Source organism: Novosphingobium mississippiense (genome assembly GCF_044029535.1).
In the GTDB taxonomy this organism is placed as follows: Bacteria; Pseudomonadota; Alphaproteobacteria; order Sphingomonadales; family Sphingomonadaceae; genus Novosphingobium.
Window position 1 is genome coordinate 1,126,705 of sequence record NZ_CP147003.1, and the last position, 21,016, is coordinate 1,147,720.

General features: G+C 62.1%; 17 protein-coding genes and 2 pseudogenes. 14 read left to right on the forward strand and 5 right to left on the reverse strand.

Going from position 1 to position 21,016, the window contains the following annotated elements:
• Window positions 1–12: 12 nt before the first annotated feature.
• Entirely contained in the window at window positions 13–1,116 is a 1,104-nt protein-coding gene (locus tag WBP06_RS23475) for an acyltransferase family protein (protein WP_395334464.1), read from the forward strand.
• Window positions 1,117–1,340: 224 nt separating this feature from the next.
• Here WBP06_RS23475 and WBP06_RS23480 read toward each other — a convergent pair whose 3' ends face one another.
• Window positions 1,341–1,988 (reverse strand): DsbA family oxidoreductase, encoded by a 648-nt coding sequence (locus WBP06_RS23480; RefSeq protein WP_395334466.1) that lies wholly within the window; start codon window positions 1,986–1,988, stop codon window positions 1,341–1,343.
• Between the two features lie 209 nt (window positions 1,989–2,197).
• On the opposite strand from WBP06_RS23480, the gene WBP06_RS23485 reads away from it, so the two are divergent.
• The 3 genes from WBP06_RS23485 to cls all read left to right on the forward strand — a co-directional run bounded on the left by WBP06_RS23485 (window position 2,198) and on the right by cls (window position 6,141).
• Complete coding sequence (locus WBP06_RS23485) at window positions 2,198–4,105, forward strand: FAD-binding monooxygenase (protein WP_395334468.1); 1,908 nt, start codon at window positions 2,198–2,200, stop codon at window positions 4,103–4,105.
• Between the two features lie 91 nt (window positions 4,106–4,196).
• Entirely contained in the window at window positions 4,197–4,670 is a 474-nt protein-coding gene (locus WBP06_RS23490; RefSeq protein WP_395334470.1) for a MarR family winged helix-turn-helix transcriptional regulator, read from the forward strand.
• 73 nt (window positions 4,671–4,743) lie between these two features.
• On the forward strand, window positions 4,744–6,141 hold the full coding sequence (gene cls, locus WBP06_RS23495) for a cardiolipin synthase (protein WP_395334473.1): 1,398 nt from the start codon (window positions 4,744–4,746) through the stop codon (window positions 6,139–6,141).
• A gap of 588 nt (window positions 6,142–6,729) precedes the next feature.
• Here cls and WBP06_RS23500 read toward each other — a convergent pair.
• The gene (locus tag WBP06_RS23500) at window positions 6,730–7,068 is read right to left on the reverse strand and encodes a UrcA family protein (protein WP_395334475.1); all 339 of its coding nucleotides are present in this window, start codon (window positions 7,066–7,068) and stop codon (window positions 6,730–6,732) included.
• 292 nt (window positions 7,069–7,360) lie between these two features.
• On the opposite strand from WBP06_RS23500, the gene WBP06_RS23505 reads away from it, so the two are divergent.
• The 4 genes and pseudogenes from WBP06_RS23505 to WBP06_RS23520 all read left to right on the forward strand — a co-directional run bounded on the left by WBP06_RS23505 (window position 7,361) and on the right by WBP06_RS23520 (window position 9,979).
• Entirely contained in the window at window positions 7,361–8,416 is a 1,056-nt protein-coding gene (locus tag WBP06_RS23505) for a hypothetical protein (RefSeq protein WP_395334477.1), read from the forward strand.
• A 7-nt stretch (window positions 8,417–8,423) separates the two neighbouring features.
• On the forward strand, window positions 8,424–9,404 hold the full coding sequence (locus WBP06_RS23510; RefSeq protein ID WP_395334479.1) for an MBL fold metallo-hydrolase: 981 nt from the start codon (window positions 8,424–8,426) through the stop codon (window positions 9,402–9,404).
• Window positions 9,405–9,507: 103 nt separating this feature from the next.
• A pseudogene (locus WBP06_RS23515) lies at window positions 9,508–9,684 on the forward strand (tetratricopeptide repeat protein); the annotation flags it as partial.
• 148 nt (window positions 9,685–9,832) lie between these two features.
• The gene (locus WBP06_RS23520) at window positions 9,833–9,979 is read left to right on the forward strand and encodes a hypothetical protein (protein WP_395334481.1); all 147 of its coding nucleotides are present in this window, start codon (window positions 9,833–9,835) and stop codon (window positions 9,977–9,979) included.
• A 69-nt stretch (window positions 9,980–10,048) separates the two neighbouring features.
• Here WBP06_RS23520 and WBP06_RS23525 read toward each other — a convergent pair whose 3' ends face one another.
• Both WBP06_RS23525 and WBP06_RS23530 read right to left on the reverse strand, forming a co-directional pair.
• Window positions 10,049–10,696 carry a hypothetical protein gene (locus tag WBP06_RS23525; protein ID WP_395334483.1) on the reverse strand — a complete coding sequence of 216 codons (648 nt, stop codon included), beginning with the start codon at window positions 10,694–10,696 and terminating at the stop codon, window positions 10,049–10,051.
• A 133-nt stretch (window positions 10,697–10,829) separates the two neighbouring features.
• Window positions 10,830–11,822, reverse strand: coding sequence for a sterol desaturase family protein (locus WBP06_RS23530; protein WP_395334485.1), 993 nt, complete (start codon window positions 11,820–11,822; stop codon window positions 10,830–10,832).
• A gap of 326 nt (window positions 11,823–12,148) precedes the next feature.
• Between WBP06_RS23530 and WBP06_RS23535 the strand changes: the two genes are divergently transcribed.
• From WBP06_RS23535 to WBP06_RS23555, 5 genes are all read left to right on the forward strand, one after another.
• Window positions 12,149–14,629, forward strand: coding sequence for a TonB-dependent receptor (locus tag WBP06_RS23535; protein WP_395334487.1), 2,481 nt, complete (start codon window positions 12,149–12,151; stop codon window positions 14,627–14,629).
• A 293-nt stretch (window positions 14,630–14,922) separates the two neighbouring features.
• A complete protein-coding gene (locus WBP06_RS23540) occupies window positions 14,923–15,462 on the forward strand; it encodes a CopG family ribbon-helix-helix protein (protein ID WP_395337567.1) in 540 nt (179 codons plus the stop codon).
• Window positions 15,459–15,794 (forward strand): 2Fe-2S iron-sulfur cluster-binding protein, encoded by a 336-nt coding sequence (locus tag WBP06_RS23545; RefSeq protein WP_395334489.1) that lies wholly within the window; start codon window positions 15,459–15,461, stop codon window positions 15,792–15,794. Before WBP06_RS23540 ends, WBP06_RS23545 begins: the two co-directional genes overlap by 4 nt.
• A 202-nt stretch (window positions 15,795–15,996) precedes the next feature.
• Window positions 15,997–17,547 carry a hybrid sensor histidine kinase/response regulator gene (locus WBP06_RS23550; protein ID WP_395334491.1) on the forward strand — a complete coding sequence of 517 codons (1,551 nt, stop codon included), beginning with the start codon at window positions 15,997–15,999 and terminating at the stop codon, window positions 17,545–17,547.
• Window positions 17,531–18,460 (forward strand): response regulator, encoded by a 930-nt coding sequence (locus tag WBP06_RS23555; RefSeq protein WP_395334493.1) that lies wholly within the window; start codon window positions 17,531–17,533, stop codon window positions 18,458–18,460. The genes WBP06_RS23550 and WBP06_RS23555 overlap by 17 nt, the downstream gene beginning before the upstream one ends.
• Before the next feature lie 37 nt (window positions 18,461–18,497).
• Here the strand turns inward: WBP06_RS23555 and WBP06_RS23560 are convergent.
• Window positions 18,498–18,794: pseudogene (locus WBP06_RS23560) on the reverse strand (transposase); the annotation flags it as partial.
• A gap of 288 nt (window positions 18,795–19,082) precedes the next feature.
• On the opposite strand from WBP06_RS23560, the gene WBP06_RS23565 reads away from it, so the two are divergent.
• Window positions 19,083–20,594 (forward strand): hypothetical protein, encoded by a 1,512-nt coding sequence (locus tag WBP06_RS23565; RefSeq protein ID WP_395334495.1) that lies wholly within the window; start codon window positions 19,083–19,085, stop codon window positions 20,592–20,594.
• The last annotated feature ends 422 nt before the right edge of the window (window positions 20,595–21,016 follow it).

Below are 21,016 nucleotides of genomic sequence, written 5' to 3' on the forward strand. Positions count from 1 at the left end.
GGAAGTGGCGCCATGCGCGTGGTCGAAGGACACAGGCGACTGGCGCAGCTGACGTCCCTGCGATTCTTCGCGGCACTGCTGGTGATGCTCTCTCATCTGGTCTTCTTCGAACAGAGCGCCAACCCTGCCCTCCGCGCCGGTTACGACCTGTTCCTGCGGCAAGGCGCCTGCGGGGTGACGTTCTTCTTCATCCTTTCCGGATTTATCCTCACCCACGCCTACGAAGGCGCATTGACGGGCGGGGAAGTGTCGGCTCCGGTCTATCTCTACCGCCGCGTGGCGCGCATATTTCCGCTGCATCTGGCCGTCGCACTGGCGGTGCTGGCCTATCTTTTCTGGCGCGGCGATCCGCCGCCGGGGCAGGCCATCGCACTCAACCTGACGCTGTTGCACAGTTGGTCTCCCGATCCGCTGGTCCACTATTCGATGAACGGCCCTTCCTGGAGCCTGTCCGACGAACTGTTCTTCTACGCGCTGTTTCCCCTGCTGTTGAAGCTGGACGGCAAAGTGCTGGCCCGCGCCTTCGTTGCAGGGATGATGGCAATCACCACCGGCGCTCTGCTCGCCGCGCTTTGGGTCGATGGTTATTCTCCGCAAGCGGACTGGCTGTTCTATGTCTTTCCGGTGACCCGATTGGGCGAATTCGTGGCCGGCATCCTGCTCTGCCGGGCGTGGAGGCATGGGGTCGGTCGGTCATGGGCGGGCAGCGGCGCCGAAGTGCTGCTGGTCCTGCTGGTGCCCGCCACCATGATCGCGGCCGAATGGTTCGCGGTGCCGCTGGTCTTCCGATACCAGTTGGCATTCATGCCGCCGATGGCCGCACTGGTACTCGTGTTCGCCCATGGCGAGGGCGTGATTTCCCGCGCGCTGCGCAATCCCGCACTGCAATTGCTGGGGGAGGCGTCCTTCGCCCTCTACCTCATCCATCGCCCCCTCATCCTCTTCGCGGCGCGCTGGGCCGGTCGGGGCGTGGCCGAAGACCTTGCGCTGGCCATCGCGATGCTGGCACTGGCCGTCGCCGCCTCGATCGCAACCTATCGCTGGTTCGACCGCCCGGTCGACCGATGGCTGAGGCGGCAGGAAGCAACGCTTTTCGCGCGCCGGCTTGCGGCCTGAAGATCAGGCCCCGTGCGTCAAGATTTCGCAGTCGCCGAAGGCCCGCACATCGGGCGCGACCGGCTTTCAGCCACTCGCAAGACAGGAACGGAAGACGGCAACCGAAGTCGGTTCCGCAAACGAGACGACGCAAGAACGCATGGATGGGTCAGCGACCGCCCCACCACCCGGAACCATGGAAAGTGCAAGGCCCAGCGTGACCCGCCGCGCCTTGGACATGGGCATCAAGCACCCTCGGCAATCTGGCGAAGGGCCTGGGCGAAATGCTCGGGCGGCTGGCCGCCGGAGATCAGATAGCGGTCGTTCACGATCACGGCCGGCACGCTGTTGATCCCGCGCGAGCGCCAGAGATCCTCGTCCCGGCGGACCTCTTCGGCGAATTCGTCACCCGCAAGGATTTCCGCCGCGCGTGCCCGGTCCAGACCGGCACGGCCGACCACGTCGAGAAGCACGTCGTGATCCGAAACGTTCTCACCATGGGTGAAATAGGCTTCGAACAGCGCCATCTTCAGTGCGCGCTGGCCGCCTGAATCGGCGGCCCAATGCAGCAGGCGATGGGCATCGAAGGTGTTGTAGATCCGCGAACCCGGCGCCATCGTCATGGTGAAGCCCACATCGGCTGCCCGCTTGCGGATCATGTCGCGATTGGCAGCCGACTGTTCGGGGGTGCTGCCGTATTTCTGGGCGATATGCTCGCCAATATCCTGACCTTCCGGCCCCATCGCGGGATTGAGTTCGAAAGGCTGGAAGTGGATCTTCGCCTCCACCACGCCATCCAGCGATTGCAGCCCCTGCTCCAGCCCCGCCAGCCCGATCACGCACCACGGGCATACCACGTCCGAGACGAAGTCGATCTTCAGGTGCTGGGGCATAGGCTGGGTTCCAATCAGGGGTTTGGCCGGAATTACGGGCGCGCGGCTTCATGCGAATCCGGTTCAGCCAGCATAGGGCGGACGGAACCGTTTGTGAAACCTGCCTATTCCGGATCGCGTTGACCGACTCATTTATGTAGTATACTACTTATATCAACTCCAAGGCAGCCCCTCCCCCATCGAGGCCGCCGTGCACAGAGGATGCAGACATGCAATTTCACCTGAACGGATTCCGTACCGGCGATCCTGACGTCCACGCGGCTGGCCCCGAAACCGGAACCGGAACCGGGGCAGATGTCGATGTGCTGATCGTGGGCTGCGGCCCTGCCGGCCTTACGCTGGCGGCCCAGCTTGCCCGCTTCCCGGCGATCCGCACGCGTATCGTGGAGCGCAAGGCCGGCCCGCTGGAACTCGGTCAGGCGGATGGCATTGCCTGCCGCACGATGGAAATGTTCAATGCTTTCGGCTTTGCCGATCGCGTTGCGCGTGAAGCCTATTGGGTGAACGAGACGACCTTCTGGAAGCCGGACGATGCCGAAGCCGGCCGGATTGCGCGCCACGGCCGCATCCGCGATACCGAGGAAGGCCTTTCGGAATTCCCCCACGTGATCCTCAATCAGGCCCGCGTCCATGACTTCTATCTGGAAGCCATGCGCAATTCGCCCAGCCGGCTGGTGCCGGACTATGGCATGGAAATCGCGGATCTTACGGTTCCGGAATATCCGCAGGAACCCGTCACCGTCCACCTGCGCCCGGTCGGCGCGGAAAGCGCTGCCGCAACCGAAACGGTACGTGCCCGCTACGTGGTCGGCTGCGACGGCGCGCGCAGCCAGGTCCGCCGCGCCATCGGCCGTGAACTGACCGGCGAATCCGCCAATCAGGCCTGGGGCGTGATGGACGTGCTGGCCTACAGCGACTTCCCCGACATCCGCCTGAAGAGCGCGATCCACTCCGCGAACGAGGGCAATATCCTGATCATCCCGCGTGAGGGCGGCTATCTGGTCCGCCTGTACATAGAGCTGGACAAGCTGGGCAAGGATGAGCGCGTGGCCGCGAAGAACATCACCGTGGACCAGTTGGTCGCGGCGGCGGGCCGCATCCTGCAGCCTTACGTGCTCGATGTGAAGCAGGTTGCCTGGTGGTCGGTCTACGAGATCGGCCAGCGCCTCTGCGACAAGTTCGACGATGTGCCGTTCGGAGAGGAAGCGAGCCGCCTGCCCCGCGTGTTCATCGCCGGCGATGCCTGCCACACGCACAGCCCCAAGGCAGGGCAAGGCATGAACGTATCGATGCAGGATACCTTCAACCTCGGCTGGAAGCTGGCCGCCGTGCTGCAGGGGCAAGCTGAGCCCACGTTGCTGCACAGCTACTCGGCGGAACGTCAGGCGATCGCCAGGGAATTGATCGATTTCGACCGCGAATTCGCCGCGATGTTCAGCGCCAAGCCGAAGACGGCGGAAGGCGAGGACGACGGAGTCGATCCCGCCGCGTTCCAGCGCTACTTCGTCAAGCAGGGTCGCTTCACCGCCGGAACCGCCACCCAGTATCGCCCCTCTGCCCTCACCGGCGGAACGCAGCATCAGCACCTGGCCGAAGGGTTCGCGGTGGGTATGCGTTTCCACTCGGCCCCGGTGGTGCGGCTGGCCGATGCCAAGCCGATGCATCTGGGCCACGTGGCCGAAGCGGATGGCCGCTGGCGGATCTACATGTTCGCGGGCAAGGACGGGCATGCCGCCGGATCGCGGATCGACGCGCTGTCGCGCTTTCTGGAATGCGATCCCGCATCGCCGGTGCTGCGCCACACCGCCAACGGCGCGGACATCGATTCCACCATCGACGTGCGCGCGGTGTTCCAGCAATCGCACCAGTCGCTGTCGATGGACGAGCTGCCCGGCCTGCTCTGGCCGCGCAAGGGCACCTTCGGCCTGCGCGACTATGAAAAGGCGTTCTGCGCCGATGCGCAGGCGGGCGACATCTTCGACATGCGGGGCATCGATCGCGACCGGGGCTGCATGATCGTGGTCCGCCCCGATCAGTACATCGCCCATGTACTGCCGCTGGAAGCCCATGCGGAACTGTCTGCCTGCTTCGCGGAAATCCTGAAGCAGCAAGCCTGATCCCGCCTTTCAACGGGGCCGTCCACACGCCGGTGTGTGCGATCGGCCCCACGGGCTTGAGAAGCGCACAGAATTTACGTTAGGTGCGGGTATGAGCCACCGTGATCTCGAAACCTTGCCCGGCCACCTGATCCGCCGCCTACAGCAGATCGCGGTTGCCTTGTTCACTGCCAGCATGGCCGAAGCCGACATCGACCTGACGGCGGTGCAGTTCGCCGCCATGCTGACGCTGCGCGATCATCCGGGGCTGGACCAGCAGACGCTGGCCGGCCTGATCGCCTATGACCGGGTGACGCTGGGCGGCGTGATCGATCGTCTGGTCCAGAAGGACCTCGTCGCGCGGGAAACCAGCCCCACCGACCGGCGCGCCCGCATTCTGACGCTTACCGGCGAAGGGCGCGCGGTGCTGGATCGCGCGATCCCCTTTGTGGATCAGGTGCAGGACGATATTCTCGCCGGGCTTACCGATGCCGAGCAGGAGACCTTCGTCACCCTGCTTTCCAAGCTGACCCGCGCCGGCAACGAACTCAGCCGCGCCCCCCTGCGCGGCGCAGAGAAGCCCTAACACCAATCGACCTTCAGCCCGTGCGGGACGGCGGGGGCTGGCCATTGTCGGGCAGGCCCGGTAGGCTGTGGGCATGTTCGAACCCTCGCGGCTTGCACTGATCTACCTGCTGCTTGAGTGGGTTATCCGGCTGGTGATGGTCGTGGTCCTGCCGATGCGCCGCAGTCCCGAAGCCGCGCGCAGCTGGCTGCTGCTGGTGCTTTTCCTGCCCGTCCCGGCAGTGATACTCTACCGCTTCATCGGCCGCGCCCAGTTTCCACGCTGGCGTCAACAGCGCTTCGCCAGCGACCAGCCCTACCGCCAACAGGTCGCCCAGGCGCTGGCCGCCTATACCGCGCCGCCAACCGAAATCGGCCAACTGGCAGAGGTGGTCGGCGGTTTCCCGGCCTGCACCGGCAATGCGATGCGCCTGCTTGCCGACTACGAAGGCTCCATCGCGGAGATGGTTCGCGCCATCGACGCGGCGCAGACCAGCGTGCGCCTCCAGACCTATATCTTCGCCGACGATCGTACCGGACACACCGTGGCTCAAGCGCTGGGCCATGCGCATCAGCGCGGGGTGGCGGTGCACGTCCTGGTCGATGCGCTGGGATCGCGCGCCTGGGTCAAGCGCAGCATGAAGATGCTGCGCGCGGCCGGGGTGTCCGCCCGCCTGGTCCTGCCGGTGCGGTTCGCCGCCCTGCGACGCGCCCGCACCGACTTGCGCAACCATCGCAAGCTTTGCCTGGTGGATGGCCGGATCGCGTTCGTCGGATCGCAGAACATCGTCGATCGCGATTTCCGGCCCGGCATCGTGAACGACGAACTGGTCGCCCATGTCGAAGGCCCGGTGGTGGCCGCATTCGAAGCGATGTTCGCCAGCGACTGGTACCTCGAAACCGGCGAGCGACTGGTCTCCCTGCCCATTCCGCCGCCAGCGGGAGCGGACGAGGCGCAGGCCATGCCCAGCGGCCCGGACTTCGGCACCGCCGGGTTCGAACGTCTGCTGGTCGAACTGGTCCATCGCGCGCGGCGGAACGTCACGATCGTGTCGCCCTATCTCATCCCCGATCAGGCCCTGCTGACCGCCGTGAAGAATGCCGTCGCCCGCTCGGTGGAGGTGAACCTGATCGTCTCTCAAGTGGTGGACCAGCGCCTCGTCAACTTCGCGCAGCGCTCCTATTATCAGGAACTGCTGGAATCCGGCGCGCGGATCCATCGCTATCGCCGCTATCTGCTGCATACCAAGGCGGTTGCCGTGGATGGAATGTTCGCCGTGGTCGGCTCCAGCAATGCGGACATGCGCTCCTTCGCGCTCAATGCCGAGATCAGCCTGCTGATGCGCGGCATTGAGCCGACCGAGTTGCTGGACGAGGTTCTGCGCGGCTACATCCTGCACAGCGACGAACTGGGGCTGGACGAGTGGCGAAGCCGCCCGGCAACCGCACGCTTCGCCGAAAACCTTGCGCGGCTGGTCAGCCCGCTGCTCTGACTTCCATTCGGCCCACTGATTTCCATTCGTCCCACGCTGATCGTCCGGACAATCGCCGGGCAGGCGCGACCTGTGTTAGCCGGAACCATGCTGACGATCCGGCAGCTAGCTATCATGACCGGCCCGCCAGTCATGATTGGCGAACGGCACGCAATACGTACCGAGCCCCGGCATCAGCCCACGTGTGTCGAAGTGCCTGAAAATCATGGCGTTCGCTGGCAATTCCATTGAACTGCAGGGACGTAACCAGCGCTTACACGAGATTCGTACTAACCCGGATTTCAATCTGCCGTGAGCAAATCTCCGGCAGAAGGCGCTGTCGTCACCGAATCTTTCATGCTTGGCGTCTCGGTCCGAGCATGACGGCGAAGGCGGCCTCTACGGCGCGGTGCGGGATGACCAACATCGGCCCTTGCGCCTAGCCGTGCACCCCGCATGGCGCACGCACCGCGCGAGGTAGCGTCACCGTCACCCACGGCAGATCACCCGTCCCCAGACGGGGGCCCGTTTCGACGCGAGCGGCTCCGCCTCAAGTCAAGGGTACGCCATAACTGTCCCGCGATTTCAGTTGGGGCCGTAGGCGAAGCGCTATCGCAGAGCGAGCCGGTACGAGGCCGGACGAACATCTCCTGCGTCCGCAGTTTGCTGCTCGATCCGCGATCGGATGTCGGCCTTGACCTCGGCCTGGCAGGCGCGGCTCTGCGCGGCAAGCGCGAGGTGGATCGTATCGAGCCGATCCCCGCAGACCGCGCGCGCTGCCTGCCCCATGCGCAAGTCCAGGGTGCGCTGGCCTTCCACGGTCGACAGATCCAGCCCATCGAGCTTCAGGGTCACGCTGCTTCTGGCGAGCGGATTTTCAGGTTCCGCGGCATATGCGGCAGAGGTGACCACGCAGGCGGCAAGAACCGCCAAAGTTGCCTTCAACATTCTCGTCTCCTGCAATTATCCGGCCGTTCTTCGTCGACCCTGCCAATTGCATAAACTTTCGGCCGCCGGATGACAACGACACGTCGTCATGGCGCGGCCTATTTCCGGCTTGGCCTGTAATCGCCCGCAGGGGCCCTACGTCAAACGGCGTATAGGGCTATGTCGCGCCTTCCGCGACACCGCTGGTCATGAACAACGATCCTGCCCGAAGCATGGGCCCCATGGCTGTCGCATTGCATCAGTCGGCACGGCTTTCTCCCTCCCCGGACACCATGATCAAGGAGCCAATGTCTTGAGCAGGCCTCGTATCGAGCGACGCATGGCAAACCCGAGCCGCAGAGCCGCTCTCATCTTCGCATTGGCCTGCACCGCAAGCCTTTCGGCATCACCGGCCAATGCCGCCGACGACACTGCCGCGCCGAACGTAGCGGAGCGTCCTGTCATTCGAAACATGTCGGAACTGCCCATCGAGGCAACCATCAAGGTCGGCACGACCGCCGACTGGGTCACGATCACCGGCAACAAGGTCTGGGTCGGCAGTACGGGTCCCAATGCCGTCAACGAGATCGATCCCCGCACGAATGCCGTCGTCACCATTGCCCTGCCTGGGCGGCCTTGCGCCGGACTGTCCGCCGACAAGCGCAGCGTCTGGATCCCGTTATGCGGAGCGACGCCGCAACTCGCCAAAGTCGACCAAAAGACGAAGCGCCTGGCGGGCGTGTTTACCGTCGGCCCTCCAGCAGGAGAAGGCAGTCTCGCCATTGGCGCAGGCAGCCTGTGGCTGGTTACGGACAAGGCCGGGTCGCTGGCACGCATCGATCCCGAAACCGGCAAAGTGCTCCATGTCATCGCGCTGCCCGCCGGTTCGTACAATCCGGTATTCAGTGACGGCTTGGTATGGGTGACGCACGTGGATGGGGGCGACGTCTCGGTGGTGGATCCCACGACCAATTCCGTGGTGGCCACTGTCAAGGTCGGCCCGAACCCCCGTTTCACTGCCGCCGGCGCGGGGGCGGTATGGACATTGAACCAGGGCGACGGCTCGCTCAGCAGGATCGACACCAAACACCGGGAAGCCGCCACTCCACAGCCGCTCGAGACACCGGGCCATGGGGGCGATGTCGCCTTTTCCGATGGCCGGGTCTGGACGACCATGATGCGGACGCCGCTCACTGCAAGCGACGCGCGCACCGGCAAACCGCTCTGTCAGTGGCAAGGCGATGGCGGGGATTCCCTCAATGTCGGCCACGGTGCAGTGTGGCTCACCAACCTGCGCTCAGGCACCGTATCGCGTATCCCGCTTGCCAGGCTGCCCGCCGATTGCAGCCCGGACAAAGGCCGAAAGTGAGCCAAACGTGACATCGACCGATATCGCGCCGCACCGCGCCCGAATGGGCCATCCGGCAAGCAGCCGGGCCCGTCTCTCGGCGGTTTGTAGACGGGGCTTGGGCCTTGCGCTGCTGCCGGCCGCTGCGGCGTGCCTGCTTGGGGCAACGCCGGCAACCTTCAAGCCGCCCCATTTCGCGGCGTGGATCGACGGCACCATACAGGGCGAACCCGAAGTTCAGGTCCAGATGATCGATACGGACACGGCGGTGATCCGCCAATCGGTCACCACGAATTTCGAAGCGCCCTTTCTCTACCTGCTGTTCGGCCGCGACCGCGCACTGCTGCTCGATACGGGCGCGGGCGGCCTGCATATTCGCCCCACCGTCGATCGGCTGGTGGCCGATTGGCAGCAACGCCATCATGGCCGCTCTATCCAACTGGTCGTAGCGCATTCTCACGGCCATGGCGATCACCACGCTGGGGATACCGAATTCGCCGATCGACCGGACACTGTCGTTGTCGGCCTCAAGCCGGAGGAGGTCGCCCGCTTCTTCGGCGTGCGTGAATGGCCGAACGGGATCGGTCGCTACGATCTGGGCGGCCGCACGCTCCAGGTCATTCCGACGCCCGGGCACGAGCCTGCACATATCATGGTCTACGACGCCAGGACGCAACTGCTCTTCTCCGGGGATATGTTCTATCCCGGCAGGCTCTACGTACCCACGGACCGTCTTGCCGAATTCCGTGCCAGCGCCAACCGGCTTGCCGCATTCGCCGAAACGCACCGCATCCGCGCCCTGCTCGGCGCCCATATCGAAATGACGGGCACGCCGGGACAGGATTATCCGATGCGGGCACCCAGCCATCCGGCCGAACATCCCCTGCCCCTTTCCCCTGCGGTCATCGTGGAACTTCAGCATGCGCTGGCCGGCGCGGCGTCCCCTCCCACGATCGATCGTCATGCAGACTTCATCGTATACCCAGTTGCGCCCCGCCCCACCCAGTGAGGCAGGAGCCGCCTTCAGCCCCCAGTCGGACGGCAGGTGAAGAGCAAGCGATGGGCAATGCGCAGGGCGTCGGCATCATGCAGGACCCCCGGTAGAATGACGCATCGCCGCGGCAACGGCAGCGCTTGAAGGCGGCGATGTGGCGCAGGCCGCCGCATTGGCCTCGGCCGCATGCCGCCTGCGACCCGACCTGCCCGACGGCTGGTACCTGCTCGGCCTCGCCGAGGCCGAAACAGGCCGCGTATCGCGCGCCCTGCCACTGGTGCGGCGTGCCGTCGGCCAGGATCCGTCTCCGCAGCGCCTGGCGCAATTTGCGCGATTGCTGGGCCTGGGGCGAAAGGACGGCGACGCCGCCGCGCTGGCGATGGGCCCGGACGACGCATTCAGCCTGGATACGATCGGCTGCGTTCTGGCACGGGTCGGCGATCATGAAGGATCGCTTGCCCCATTTGCCGAGCGCTGCCCAGGTGCGCCGCCCGATCAGTTCCGAGGCAGTTGGCCGCTGGCGCGTTCATGCCGATGCGCTGGAACCCGCGCGTCGCTTCCTTGCCGCGCAGGGGATCGTCGTGGAGTGAGGCCCCGGCGCGGTGAACGCGTGAGGATCGCCCGTCGCGCCTCGCCGATCCTCCACTGCGCACTGCGTGCTATCGCGCGTTCTGGACGGCCTTGCCGGTCATCAAATCAACCTCGTGCATCGACCCATTGGCGGCAATCGCCCCATCCCCGGCCAGCCTCTTGCGAAAGCGAATGTGGATGAGCCTGTGTTCGAGGATGCGGCCTGCAATCCACAAGGCAAAGAAGATGCCCATGTAGGTGTAGGCCGTGGTCATCGAGGGCTTGCGGTTGCGCTTCCCGATTTCCTCGCCATCCTTCTTCTTTTCGGGCTTGGGGGCGTGCAGGAGCGTATCGACCGGGTTCATGGGCACGTCCTCGGCCTTCACCAGCGAGCGCTTCTTTGCCGCCTCCGCCTTGGCCTTGGCGACTTCGGGCGGATTGCGCCACTTGTCCACGGCAACACCGGTGTAGCCGAGTGCGAAGAAGAACAAGGGGGCAAGAAAGCAGGCCAGAAGCGCACGACTGGTCATGCTGTAACGCAGCACGCCATTGCCGACCTGAAGCGTCCCACTGTCGAATACCGACATCTTGTCCTGCGGAAGTGCATTTTTCTTGGTGAAGACCAGCGTGTCACCGTCGATCCGGCAGGTCGTGTTCTTTTCCTCGAACAGGTCCCCCAGTTTGTCAAAGGCCTGCACGGCGGAGCAGTTCGGCTGGATCACCAGCCTGCCTCTCACCCGCCATATCCAATCGATATAGGACAGCTTCACTGGTTCTTCCTTGGCTTGTCGGGAGATTGAACCACTTCGATGCGTGATGCGCGCTGGCCGGAACCTCCCGCCAGACTCTCATTGCCATCGCGCCCTTTTCTCATTCCGCCGGAACGGCCGTCATCTGCCCACGCGCTGCCCATTTCCGGCTGAGCAGCTTGTACGGCTCCGAGAGGGTATAGTGCATGGTTTCCCAGATCGACATGCGGCGCCCGCCTTCCTGCCCCAGCAGTTCGGCTTCCCCGTCAAGGCAGGTGCCGTGCAGGCGATCGATGAAGATCCAGGTGCCGGAATAGTTGCTGCGGGTGGCCTCGTAGTCCTGTGCGTGGTGCAGGCTGTGATGCTCGGTAGTGTTGAAGATCCTGAACCACCACCGGGGCGTGTTGAACCGGATGTTGCAGTGCTGATAGCTGCTGACCGCCATGCCGAAAGCCCCTGCCAGCAAGGCCGCGCGGGGAAGGAAATCGAACAGGCCGCCGATGCCGAGGCCGATCAGGAAGATTTCGATCGGATTGCCGACACTGCCCTTCTGGACGTTCAGCTGCGTAACGAAGTGGTGCGGTGCATGGGCAAGCCACAGCGGGTACCAGTTGTGCATCCCGCGATGCATCCAATATTGGAAATAGTCCCCGATGAAGGAGATCATGAAGGCCTGAACCAGCAGCGGCAGGCCCATGAACCAGGCGAACTTGGCAAGATCGAACGTATCCTGGAACCAGGTGATGATGGCATCGCTGTTGATCGGGCCGAACACCACCCGAACGAACATCGCGCCCATCGCCACATAGAATGTGTCGCACGCCAGTTCCTTCCAGGTGTGTTGCCAGCTCTTGTAGCGGGGTGAGATCCACTCCATCGACAACATCATGACCTTGACGCCGTAACCGATCCACAAGGTCACGGACGGTTTGATCCATGCTTCCGGCGCGTAATAGTAGAACGCGATCACGACCAGCAGGAACGCCGGCTGGAAGTGGGTGAAGAACAGCCGCTTGAAAGGCCCGCCCTCAACCCGCCCCAGATTGTCGAGGCCACGGGTTATGGGAGCGCTTACCATGTAGGACGGCTTCTCGGCAGCGATGGTTTCGCTCATGGCAATCCCTGCGAAAAAAGGTTGAAGTCCGCAAAATTCTTGGTCGCCCTTTTAGCGCAGGCCCCCTCTCCTCGCCTTACGTCGTTTGACGTAGGCGGCTGCAAAGCGACCGAATCCCGCCATCCAAGTGCCGATCGAGCGAACCATGGCACGACCTCGCCCCCCCAGGATCCGGCCCCTACGTCAAACGACACATATTGCCCTGCTGCCGGGCTCCATAGCCTGAGTGCTCCAATGCGAAATCGAGCACGTGCCGCGAAGCCTTGTGCCGGCGCATTGGCGGGGGCGAGCCTTGGGCAGATGGGTCGATCGAATAGGGGGAATACATGAGCAAGCGTATGCGAACGCGGCTGCAGCTGCTTTCGGCAACCTTTCTGGCAGGCGCCATTTCGGCGCCCGTGCATGCACAGCAGCAGATGGCGCCCGATGCGATGGAAGAGCAGGCGCAGGGCCTGAATGAAATCGAGGTCACGGCGACACGGCGCACGGTCTCGCTGCAGACAGCGCCGATCAACATCTCGGCTCTCGATGGCACCTCGCTCGAAACCAAGCGGCTCGACGATGTCGGCGATATCGGCCTCTACACGCCCGGCCTGACCGTGCCGGACACCGGTCCGCGCACGGCGAACAACATCATCATGCGAGGTATCACGTCGAGCGGACCCGGTGGCTCCAACCGCAGCACCGCAGTGGGCGTCTACCTCGGTGAAATTCCGCTCTATGTCGATTTCAAGTTTCTCGACATCAATCGTGTCGAAACCCTTCTCGGGCCGCAGGGCACGCTTTACGGCCTTGGCACGCTGGCAGGCGCGATCCGCTACATCCCCAATCGGCCGAACTTCTCCAATTTCGAGATGGAGGCGCACGCCCGGGTCTACGATGTCGCTCATTCCAGCGGCGTAGGCTCGGTGTTCGACGCCACCGTCAACCTGCCGATCGTGCGCGACAAGGTCGCCCTGCGCGTAACCGGCGGCTATTATCGCGATCCCGGCTTCATGGATTCGCCCTATCTCGTCCGCCAGCTTGGCGTATCGCTGCCGCAGCCGGACTTCAGCGATCCCGAAGCGGTTGCCTCCAATCTGTATCGGGGGAAGGATCTGAACGACGAGCAGACCTATTCCATACGCGCACAGCTGGGCTTCGACTTCGGCTGGCTGCGCCCGACTTTCAGCTACATCCGCCAACAGACGAAGACGCATGGGACGCAGGTCAACGGCGGCTATGGGGCAACATACACGCTGAACCCCAATGGCGTGCCCTTCCCGGACGGCCAGTGCGTCTACGCCGATTGCAAGGGCGTGCTGGGCACCGGCAAATATGAAAATGGCGCCCGCGTCCCGCAACCCGCGACGCGCAAGGTGGACATGTTCGCGGCCGAGATCGAGGCCGACATCGGCGACATCGCGCAGCTGGTATCCGCCACCGCCTACTCCGTGCAGGACCTGTACAGCCAGAGCGATGTCACCGACCTGCTTCTCGATCTCGACTACGATTACGAGCTGTTTCCCGCCTTTGCCGGCACCACCACGTCGAACAGCAAGCCCAAGCAGTTCAACCAGGAACTGCGTCTGGTCTCGACCCATGGCGGGCCGATCGATTGGCTCATCGGTGGCTTCTACAACCACTACAAGAGCTACACGTTCAGCGCGGAGCGCATTCCGGGCTATCCCGAATGGGCAGGCATCTACCGACCGGACGGGCTGGAATACATCTCCTTCACCGATACATACACCAAGGAAGCGGCCGCATTCGGCGAGGCGACCTGGCACATCACCCCGAAGTTCCAGGTCACCGGCGGCCTTCGCTACTACAAGTACAAGTCCTATATTTCGGGAGCGACCGACACGCCCCTGACCTCGGGCGGACGTCGCCGCACGCCCTATCCGCTCATCCAGTTCGATCCCGCACGCATTCGTACCGGTTCGACCGATGATGACGGCTTTGTCTACAAGCTCAACGCCTCCTACGAATTCAGCCCGGAACTGTTCGCTTACGCGACCTATTCCACTGGCTACCGCATTGGCGGCGTCAACCGCGTGGCACCTTGCATCATCCCGCTGCCCGCCGGCCAGAACGTCTGCGCGCTGCCGAACGAATTGTCCTACGGACCGGACAAGACCAGGAACTACGAGCTCGGCATCCGCTTCAACATGTTCGACAAGATGCTCCAGGGCACGGTGGACATCTACAATATCGACTGGACCAACCTGCAACTGGGCAGCCAGACCGCAAACGGTGCAGTGGGCATCACGGCCAATGCCGGCGGTGCCCGCAGCCGCGGCGTCGAGACGACGCTTTCGCTCAATCTCGGCAAGTTCAACCTGTCAGGCAATTACACATATCTCGACGCGAAGCTCACCAAGGACGCGCCGGGCCTGATCGGGGGCATCAGCAACGGCTTCGACATCGATGGTGCAGGCGATGCCTTTGCCGGCGACCGCCTGCCCGGCAGTTCCAAGCATGCCGGATCGATTACCGCCGCCTATACCGTGCCGATGACAGATGAGACCGAAGTGGATCTCATGTGGAGCACGGCGGCGCGCAGCAATACCTACTCCACGACGGGCCTTCGCGGCTATGGCGAAGCGATCCCCGGCTATTCCACCAGCCGCGCCTCGGTCACCTACAAGACACCGAAACTGGAACTGTCCCTTTTCGTCAACAACGTCTTTGACAAGTACGCCGTCTCCAGCGTCTCCAACGACTATACGCTGGCCCGCAGCAACGACGGCGTTCTGATCCGCTCCTATGGTTACGGTGTAATCCAGCCGCGAACGATGGGCGCTGAACTGCGCGGTCACTTCTAAGCCGGCCAGCGCCTTTCCAACGACTGCCGATCGCTCGAAATCCATCAAAGGATACAGAGAGAGGTTTGGGGCGTGGTCCGATGTTCTCGGATCACGCCCCAATTTTCATTGCGAGAGCACCTGATCGCCACGTGAGCAGGTGCGATTCCCTTCAAAGCCGCACGATGCCCGTTCGGGCAAATGAAGTGCGGCATCATCGGTTCAAGCGCCGGGCTTCACTTTTAGCCAGCATTTGTCAGTATTATGATTGACATGATTCGTAATATTCGGTAGCGATAGCACCCGTGAAAAACATGTCGCACGCCAGCCTCGCACGTCTCAGCATGAGACTGCCAAGCCGGCTTTTCCGTCATCTCAATTCGATTGTGGCAGAGCTCGGTCTGCCATCGCGATCCCATTGGATCGCGGAACTGATCCGCAACGAGCTTGCCAATCACGGGACAACACCGCGACCGGAGCAAATGCTGTCCGGTACGGTTACAATCGTTTTCAGGGGAGATACGGAACGGGTGCGTCGCCAGTTGGCCCGAACGCAGTCCTGCTTTCTCAAGGAAGTGATCTCCTCCCAGCACGTCTTCCTCGAAGACGAACAATCGATGGAGGTTCTGATCGTCCAGGGCCCTGCCAGACGGCTGCGCGAATTGAGCGATGCCATCCGCAAGGTACGGGGTGTTCAGCAACTTCGGCTTACCACGACAACGGCACTCCTGCCTCCACTGTTCGGACCGGCCCGCGGTTCACCCAGCAGAGGGCGGGATCTACCGAACATGCCGCAGACGCCACGCGCTGCAGGCAATCACCCGGCAATCGAAGAAACACGAGGAAGACAATGAACCTGCAGACTGAAAAAGTGCGTATCCATGTCACCGATCTTTCGGGCAGCGATCGGGAAATCGAGGGCGAGATCGGCAGTTCCCTGATGGAAATCATCCGGGGGTCCGGGATTGACGATATTCCTGCGTTCTGCGGCGGCTCGTGCTCCTGCGCCAGCTGTCACGTCCATATCGATCCCAGCTTCGCGTTACTGCTGCCGACGATGGCGGAAGACGAATTCGATGTGCTGGAAGGTGCAGCGCATCGTGCCGAAGGCTCGCGCCTCTCCTGCCAGGTCCATGCCTCAAGCGAAATGAACGGCATGCGTGTGTCCATCGCACCTCAGGAGTGAGCGTTAGCTCGCAGAATGGATCGGGGGGAAACCATGAGCGTCCAAGCCAGGCGAACACCTCAGGACGGCGTCAGACCTGCGGCAGCATGGGCCAAGGGTCTGCCATGGGGTGGTCGACCATGAAGGGTCTGATCTTGAGCGAGGCCGCCGCAGCGCTGGCAATGGACGACGCTGCGGGCATGAGGCGCCCCCTCATCGATCGATGCGGGCCGTTTCGAGCGTGCTGATGGTGAAGCGAGGCGACCAAAATCGTCGCCCGGGCAGCCGTCCGATCAGGGATGACCGGAGATCCGTCTCTCAGCGGCAGAATGCCGAAACGACAAACCCCAAATCGGCTACGATCGCGTCGGATCCTGCGATCGCAGAACTTCAGCGCGCCAAGTCTGCGGCCGAAGCTGCCAATGAAGCCAAATCGCGTTACCTGGTGGCAGTCAGCCACGAAATCCGCTCGCCATTGAATGCCATCTACGGCTACGCGCAATTGCTTGAGCGCGGCGAGGCGGTTACGGGGGCGGAAGCCGGCGCCGCGATCCGGCGATCGGTTGATCACCTGACCAATCTCGCGGAAAGCCTGCTGGAGATATCCCGGATCGAAAGCGGTGTGCTGAAAATCCGGTCGGGCGTCGTCGATATACGCGCCTTGCTTGATCAGATCGTTTCCATGTTCCGGGCCCAGGCCATCGGAAAGGGCCTCACTCTGACGCTGCGTATCAGCGACAATCTGCCAAGGCTCGTCAAGACGGACCAAAGCCGGCTCAGGCAGGTGCTGATCAACCTGGTTTCCAATGCGATTAAATACACCGAAGCCGGCAGCATCGAGGTCGCCGTCAGCTACCGCAGCGAGGTCGCGACCATCGACGTGGTCGATACAGGCATCGGGATCGGGACGGATGAGATGGAGCGCGTGTTCGAGCCGTTCGAGCGCGGCAGTTCAACCGGCGTACAGTCCCAGCCGGGGATCGGACTGGGTCTGACCATTACCCGCGTCCTCGCTCATGTCCTGGGAGGCGATATAACGGTAACGAGCGCGGTGGGGGAAGGCAGCTGCTTCCGCTTGAAGTTGATGCTTTCGCCTGCAGCCCAAGCCTCAGGCAAGGAAACCAGCTTTCGTATCGAGGGCTATCGCGGCTCGTGCCGCACCGTTCTGATCATAGAGGACGACCCCGAGCAGCGAGCCGCCATGCAATCCTTGCTGCAATCGCTGGATTTCATCGTTCATGCTGCAAGAAACGGCATGGAGGGGATCGAACTTGCCGCCCGGCACGCACCCGATCTCGTCCTGCTCGATGTCGAAATGCCCGGCATCAGCGGTTGGGAGACCGCATTGCGTTTGCGCCGTGCTCACGGCGCGCCGCTGAAGATCGTCATGGCTTCCGCCAACACGACGGCTGCGGACACACGCTACCTGGATGATGGCATCTGTGACGCGTTCGTTGCCAAGCCTGTCGCGTTCGACGCCCTGCTTGCAACGATACAGCAAGAGCTTGGGCTGGAGTGGCGCCATTTGGAACAGCACGCCGCCCATGCCCATGACGAGCCGGTGTCCGCTCTTCCCCTTGAAGCCGCGCCTTATCTGGAGCGGCTGAGACGACTTGCGCAAATCGGCCATGTGCTCGAATTCGAAACGCAGCTTGGCAACTTCGAGGCGAGCGTTCCGGCTATCGGGTCGTTCGCCGCGACATTGCGGGAAGACCTCGGCAATTTCGACTTCGGCGCCATCATAGAGAAGATCGAAAATGTACGATCACAATGACGGCCCGGAGAAGAAGCCAACTATCCTCGTTGTCGACGACACCCCCGATTCCCTGCGATTTCTCACCACCACCCTTTCTCTTGCCCACATGACGCCGCTGGTTGCCAGAGACGGACTGGCCGCGATCACCTTGCTGCAGCATGCTTCGCCTGACCTGATCCTGATGGACGCCTTGATGCCGAAGATGGACGGCTTCGAGACGACACGGCGGATCAAGGCGAACTCCGTCTTTCAGCAATTGCCGATCATCTTCATGACGGGCCTGACCGAAAGCGACGATGTCGTGCGCGCGCTCAAGGCCGGCGCAGTCGATTACGTCAGGAAACCGATAGTGGTCGAGGAACTCCTCGCCCGCATTCACATCCATCTTGCGAACGCACGTGTCACCCATGCGAGCCAGGTCGCATTGGACATAAGTGGCCGTCCTGCCCTGTCGGTCGACGCTTCGGGCCGCCCCCTCTGGTTGACACCGATGGCGCGCGAAATCCTGGAGCGGCTGTTCCCTGAGTGGCCGGCGATTGCCCGAGAATTGCCCGCCCCCCTGCGCCTCGCCATCGAGCAATTGCAGGAGATGGACCCGGCGGCGGGAAGCTGCGTACCGGTCAAAAGCGGTTCGAGCACACTGGAGATCACTCTTTTGCGGCGCACGTCCGCCAATCACTGGCTATTCCGTCTCGCAGAACGTCGCGAAGGCGAGGAGGAGCGCATATTGGCGGCCCAGCTTGGGCTGACCGCCCGAGAAGCGGAAGTTCTGCTCTGGATCAGCCGCGGCAAGCAAAATCGCGAAGTAAGCGAAATTCTGGCAATAAGCCCGCGCACCGTGAACAAGCATCTGGAACAGATATTCGAAAAGATGGGGGTCGAGAACCGCGCATCAGCAACAGCGATAGCGGTCACGACACTGGCGGACTAGGCTCAGGACTCGTTGATCAGAGCCAGAAGAGGATGGTGGCCGCGAGAGCGAGGACAGAGAAGAAGACGGTCTGGGGTTCGGCTCTCTGGGCAGACCGACCCTCCATCATTCGTGTGAACACGCCCATCTCACCCCATCGCTTCCAGCGATTGTACAATGCCTTGTGAGGTCCGTATTCCCTGGGCACATCGCGCCAGCGCAGGCCGTTGCGGTTGACGAACATAATCCCGCTCAGCCCTCGCCGGTCAGCAACACTCGGCTTCCCATGGCTCTTGGAAAAATATGGCGACAGCCGCGCCATCTGCTCGGCCGTCAACCAGTATAGGTCGCTCATGCTCAGTCTCTTCACGGAGCCTGAATCCTATCACCGCAAGCCAATCAATGGGTCCTGAGCCTAAACACCTGAGCCGAACACTCAGCCTCAGATTTTCTATCCTCGCCAGCGGACGGTCGGCTGGTCGTGCCATTCACTATCAACGGTCTCCAGCAAACCTGGGACGGGTTCGCGCCATCGGCACCCCGCCGCCGAAGAATTGTTCATCCATGCGCATTCTCAAACGGACTGTTAAAACAAGTATGACAATGCGGTCCATCTCGGGAATCAGTCAGGAAAAGCCTTCTTATGCATGTGCCGTGGTGGTCTCGTAGGGATTACAATGCACTTCTGATTTTGCTGATGGTGCTGCCATTGCTTTGGCCGGCAGTCATCCCATTGGAAGATTTGCCAGGTCACATGGGGCGTTTTCGCATTCAGGCTGGCGTCTCGGACGCTCCAACACTGGCAGAAACATTTTCAATTCATTGGATGCCCGTTGGCAATCTCGGGATCGATTTAATCGTTCTGGCGCTGCAACCCGTTTTGGGCATCGAACTGGCAACAAAATTGGCAATAATTTTGCTGATCATAACGTTGTTGGTCGGCCTTCTTATCGTCATCAAGGAGGCGCACGGCGAAATACCGGCGACGGCGGCATTCGCCTTACCCCTCGCATACGCCTATCCATTCCAGTTCGGATTCGTCAATTTCTGGCTGGCCTCTGGCTTGGCACTACTGATTTTTGGCCTTGTGCTCCGATACCAAAGGCTCGAGCGTTCGCGAGCCTGGCGATTGCTTATCTTGTTTGGAAGCCTTGCCATTTATTTTGCCCACATCTTCGGTTGGGTGTTTTTCGCTTTGATGGTTGGCGGCAATTCACTCTACCGTCATTTCAAACATTATGGCCTGACTCGGACCGCAATTCGTGACATAATCTTGGAAGGACTTCTACTTTGTCTGCCGCTTGTTTTCATCGCATTGTGGCGGAGCACCGATAGCGGGGGTGAAACGAGCAGTTATTTCGACATTTTCCATAAGTGGGGTTGGATCGAAAGCTCTCTTCGTGACCGTTGGGTACAATTGGACGGTCAGTCCGCGCTTGGCTGCGTAGCTCTGATCATCCTGGGACTGGTGGGCGCATTGAGGATGAATCCGCGACTTCTTACCATTCTCGCTGTGTTGACCGCCTTCTACCTCTTCATCCCTTTTGCATTTCACGGCCTGATCTATGCCGACATGCGCATTGCTCCGTTGCTTCTGGCGATCGGCATCGCCGCACTGGCGCCCCGGGCTATCATGGGCAAGCGAGTTGCCGCAATGCTCGCAATTGCCGCGCTTGTCTTCGTCTGCGTGCGAACCGCAGCAATGACTTACAGCTACGTCCTGGCCAGCGACGATCAGGAAAATTATCTCCTCGCCCTGGATCACATTCCAAAGGGATCGCGGGTTGTCGCTCTCGTTGCGCCGGATTGCCCACGTGGCTGGTCAGGATCGCGCATCACCTCCCTTGCCAGTATGGCGATCGTCCGTCGCGACGCGTTCGTTAATGCCCAATTTGAAATGCCAGGTGCGCAGCTTGTCGCGGTCAGCCCCTCCATACCACGTGAGTTCGCTTACGGGACCAGCTCGCTTGTTCGCCTGCCCGATTGTGACCGACCTGAGCCCAAACTGGCCGAACGGATTGATCAAATTCCATATGACGCATTTGATCACGTCTGGTTGCTTGGGGTTGGTCCAAATGATCGACCTTCCGTCCCACAACTGCGCTTAGTATGGTCAAATAACCAAAGCGCAGTCTACGCGATTGCATCAAAATAAACGAATATTTCTTCCACGAAACCAACGCCACTTCTTCAGAATGACCGACAGCATTTTTTCTCGGATCGCTTCCCGGCGCTCGTCAGTGGCGAGTGCCTTTCGGTCTTTCACGATAGCGCTCATTCGGAACACAAGGACGTCGGCTTCCTTCTGAAGAGCGCCGGGGATCGGACTGACCGGAAAAGCGCAATTTCGGCAGCACCCGACCCAAAATACGCCAGCTGCCAGCGCGGACGGGAGCAGCCCGTTGTTTCAGGAGCCGCCGTCCTGCTGTCCTGGAACAGCCGTTGGATTGCGGTATCAAGGCCGGCTTCCCGATCCGCTGGACAAAGCCTCACTGCATCCGGGACCAGGAAACTGGTGGGCTGGCCGAGATGTCGGTGGGCTCCATGCGGAATGAATGCCCCCGCGATGCATGCTCG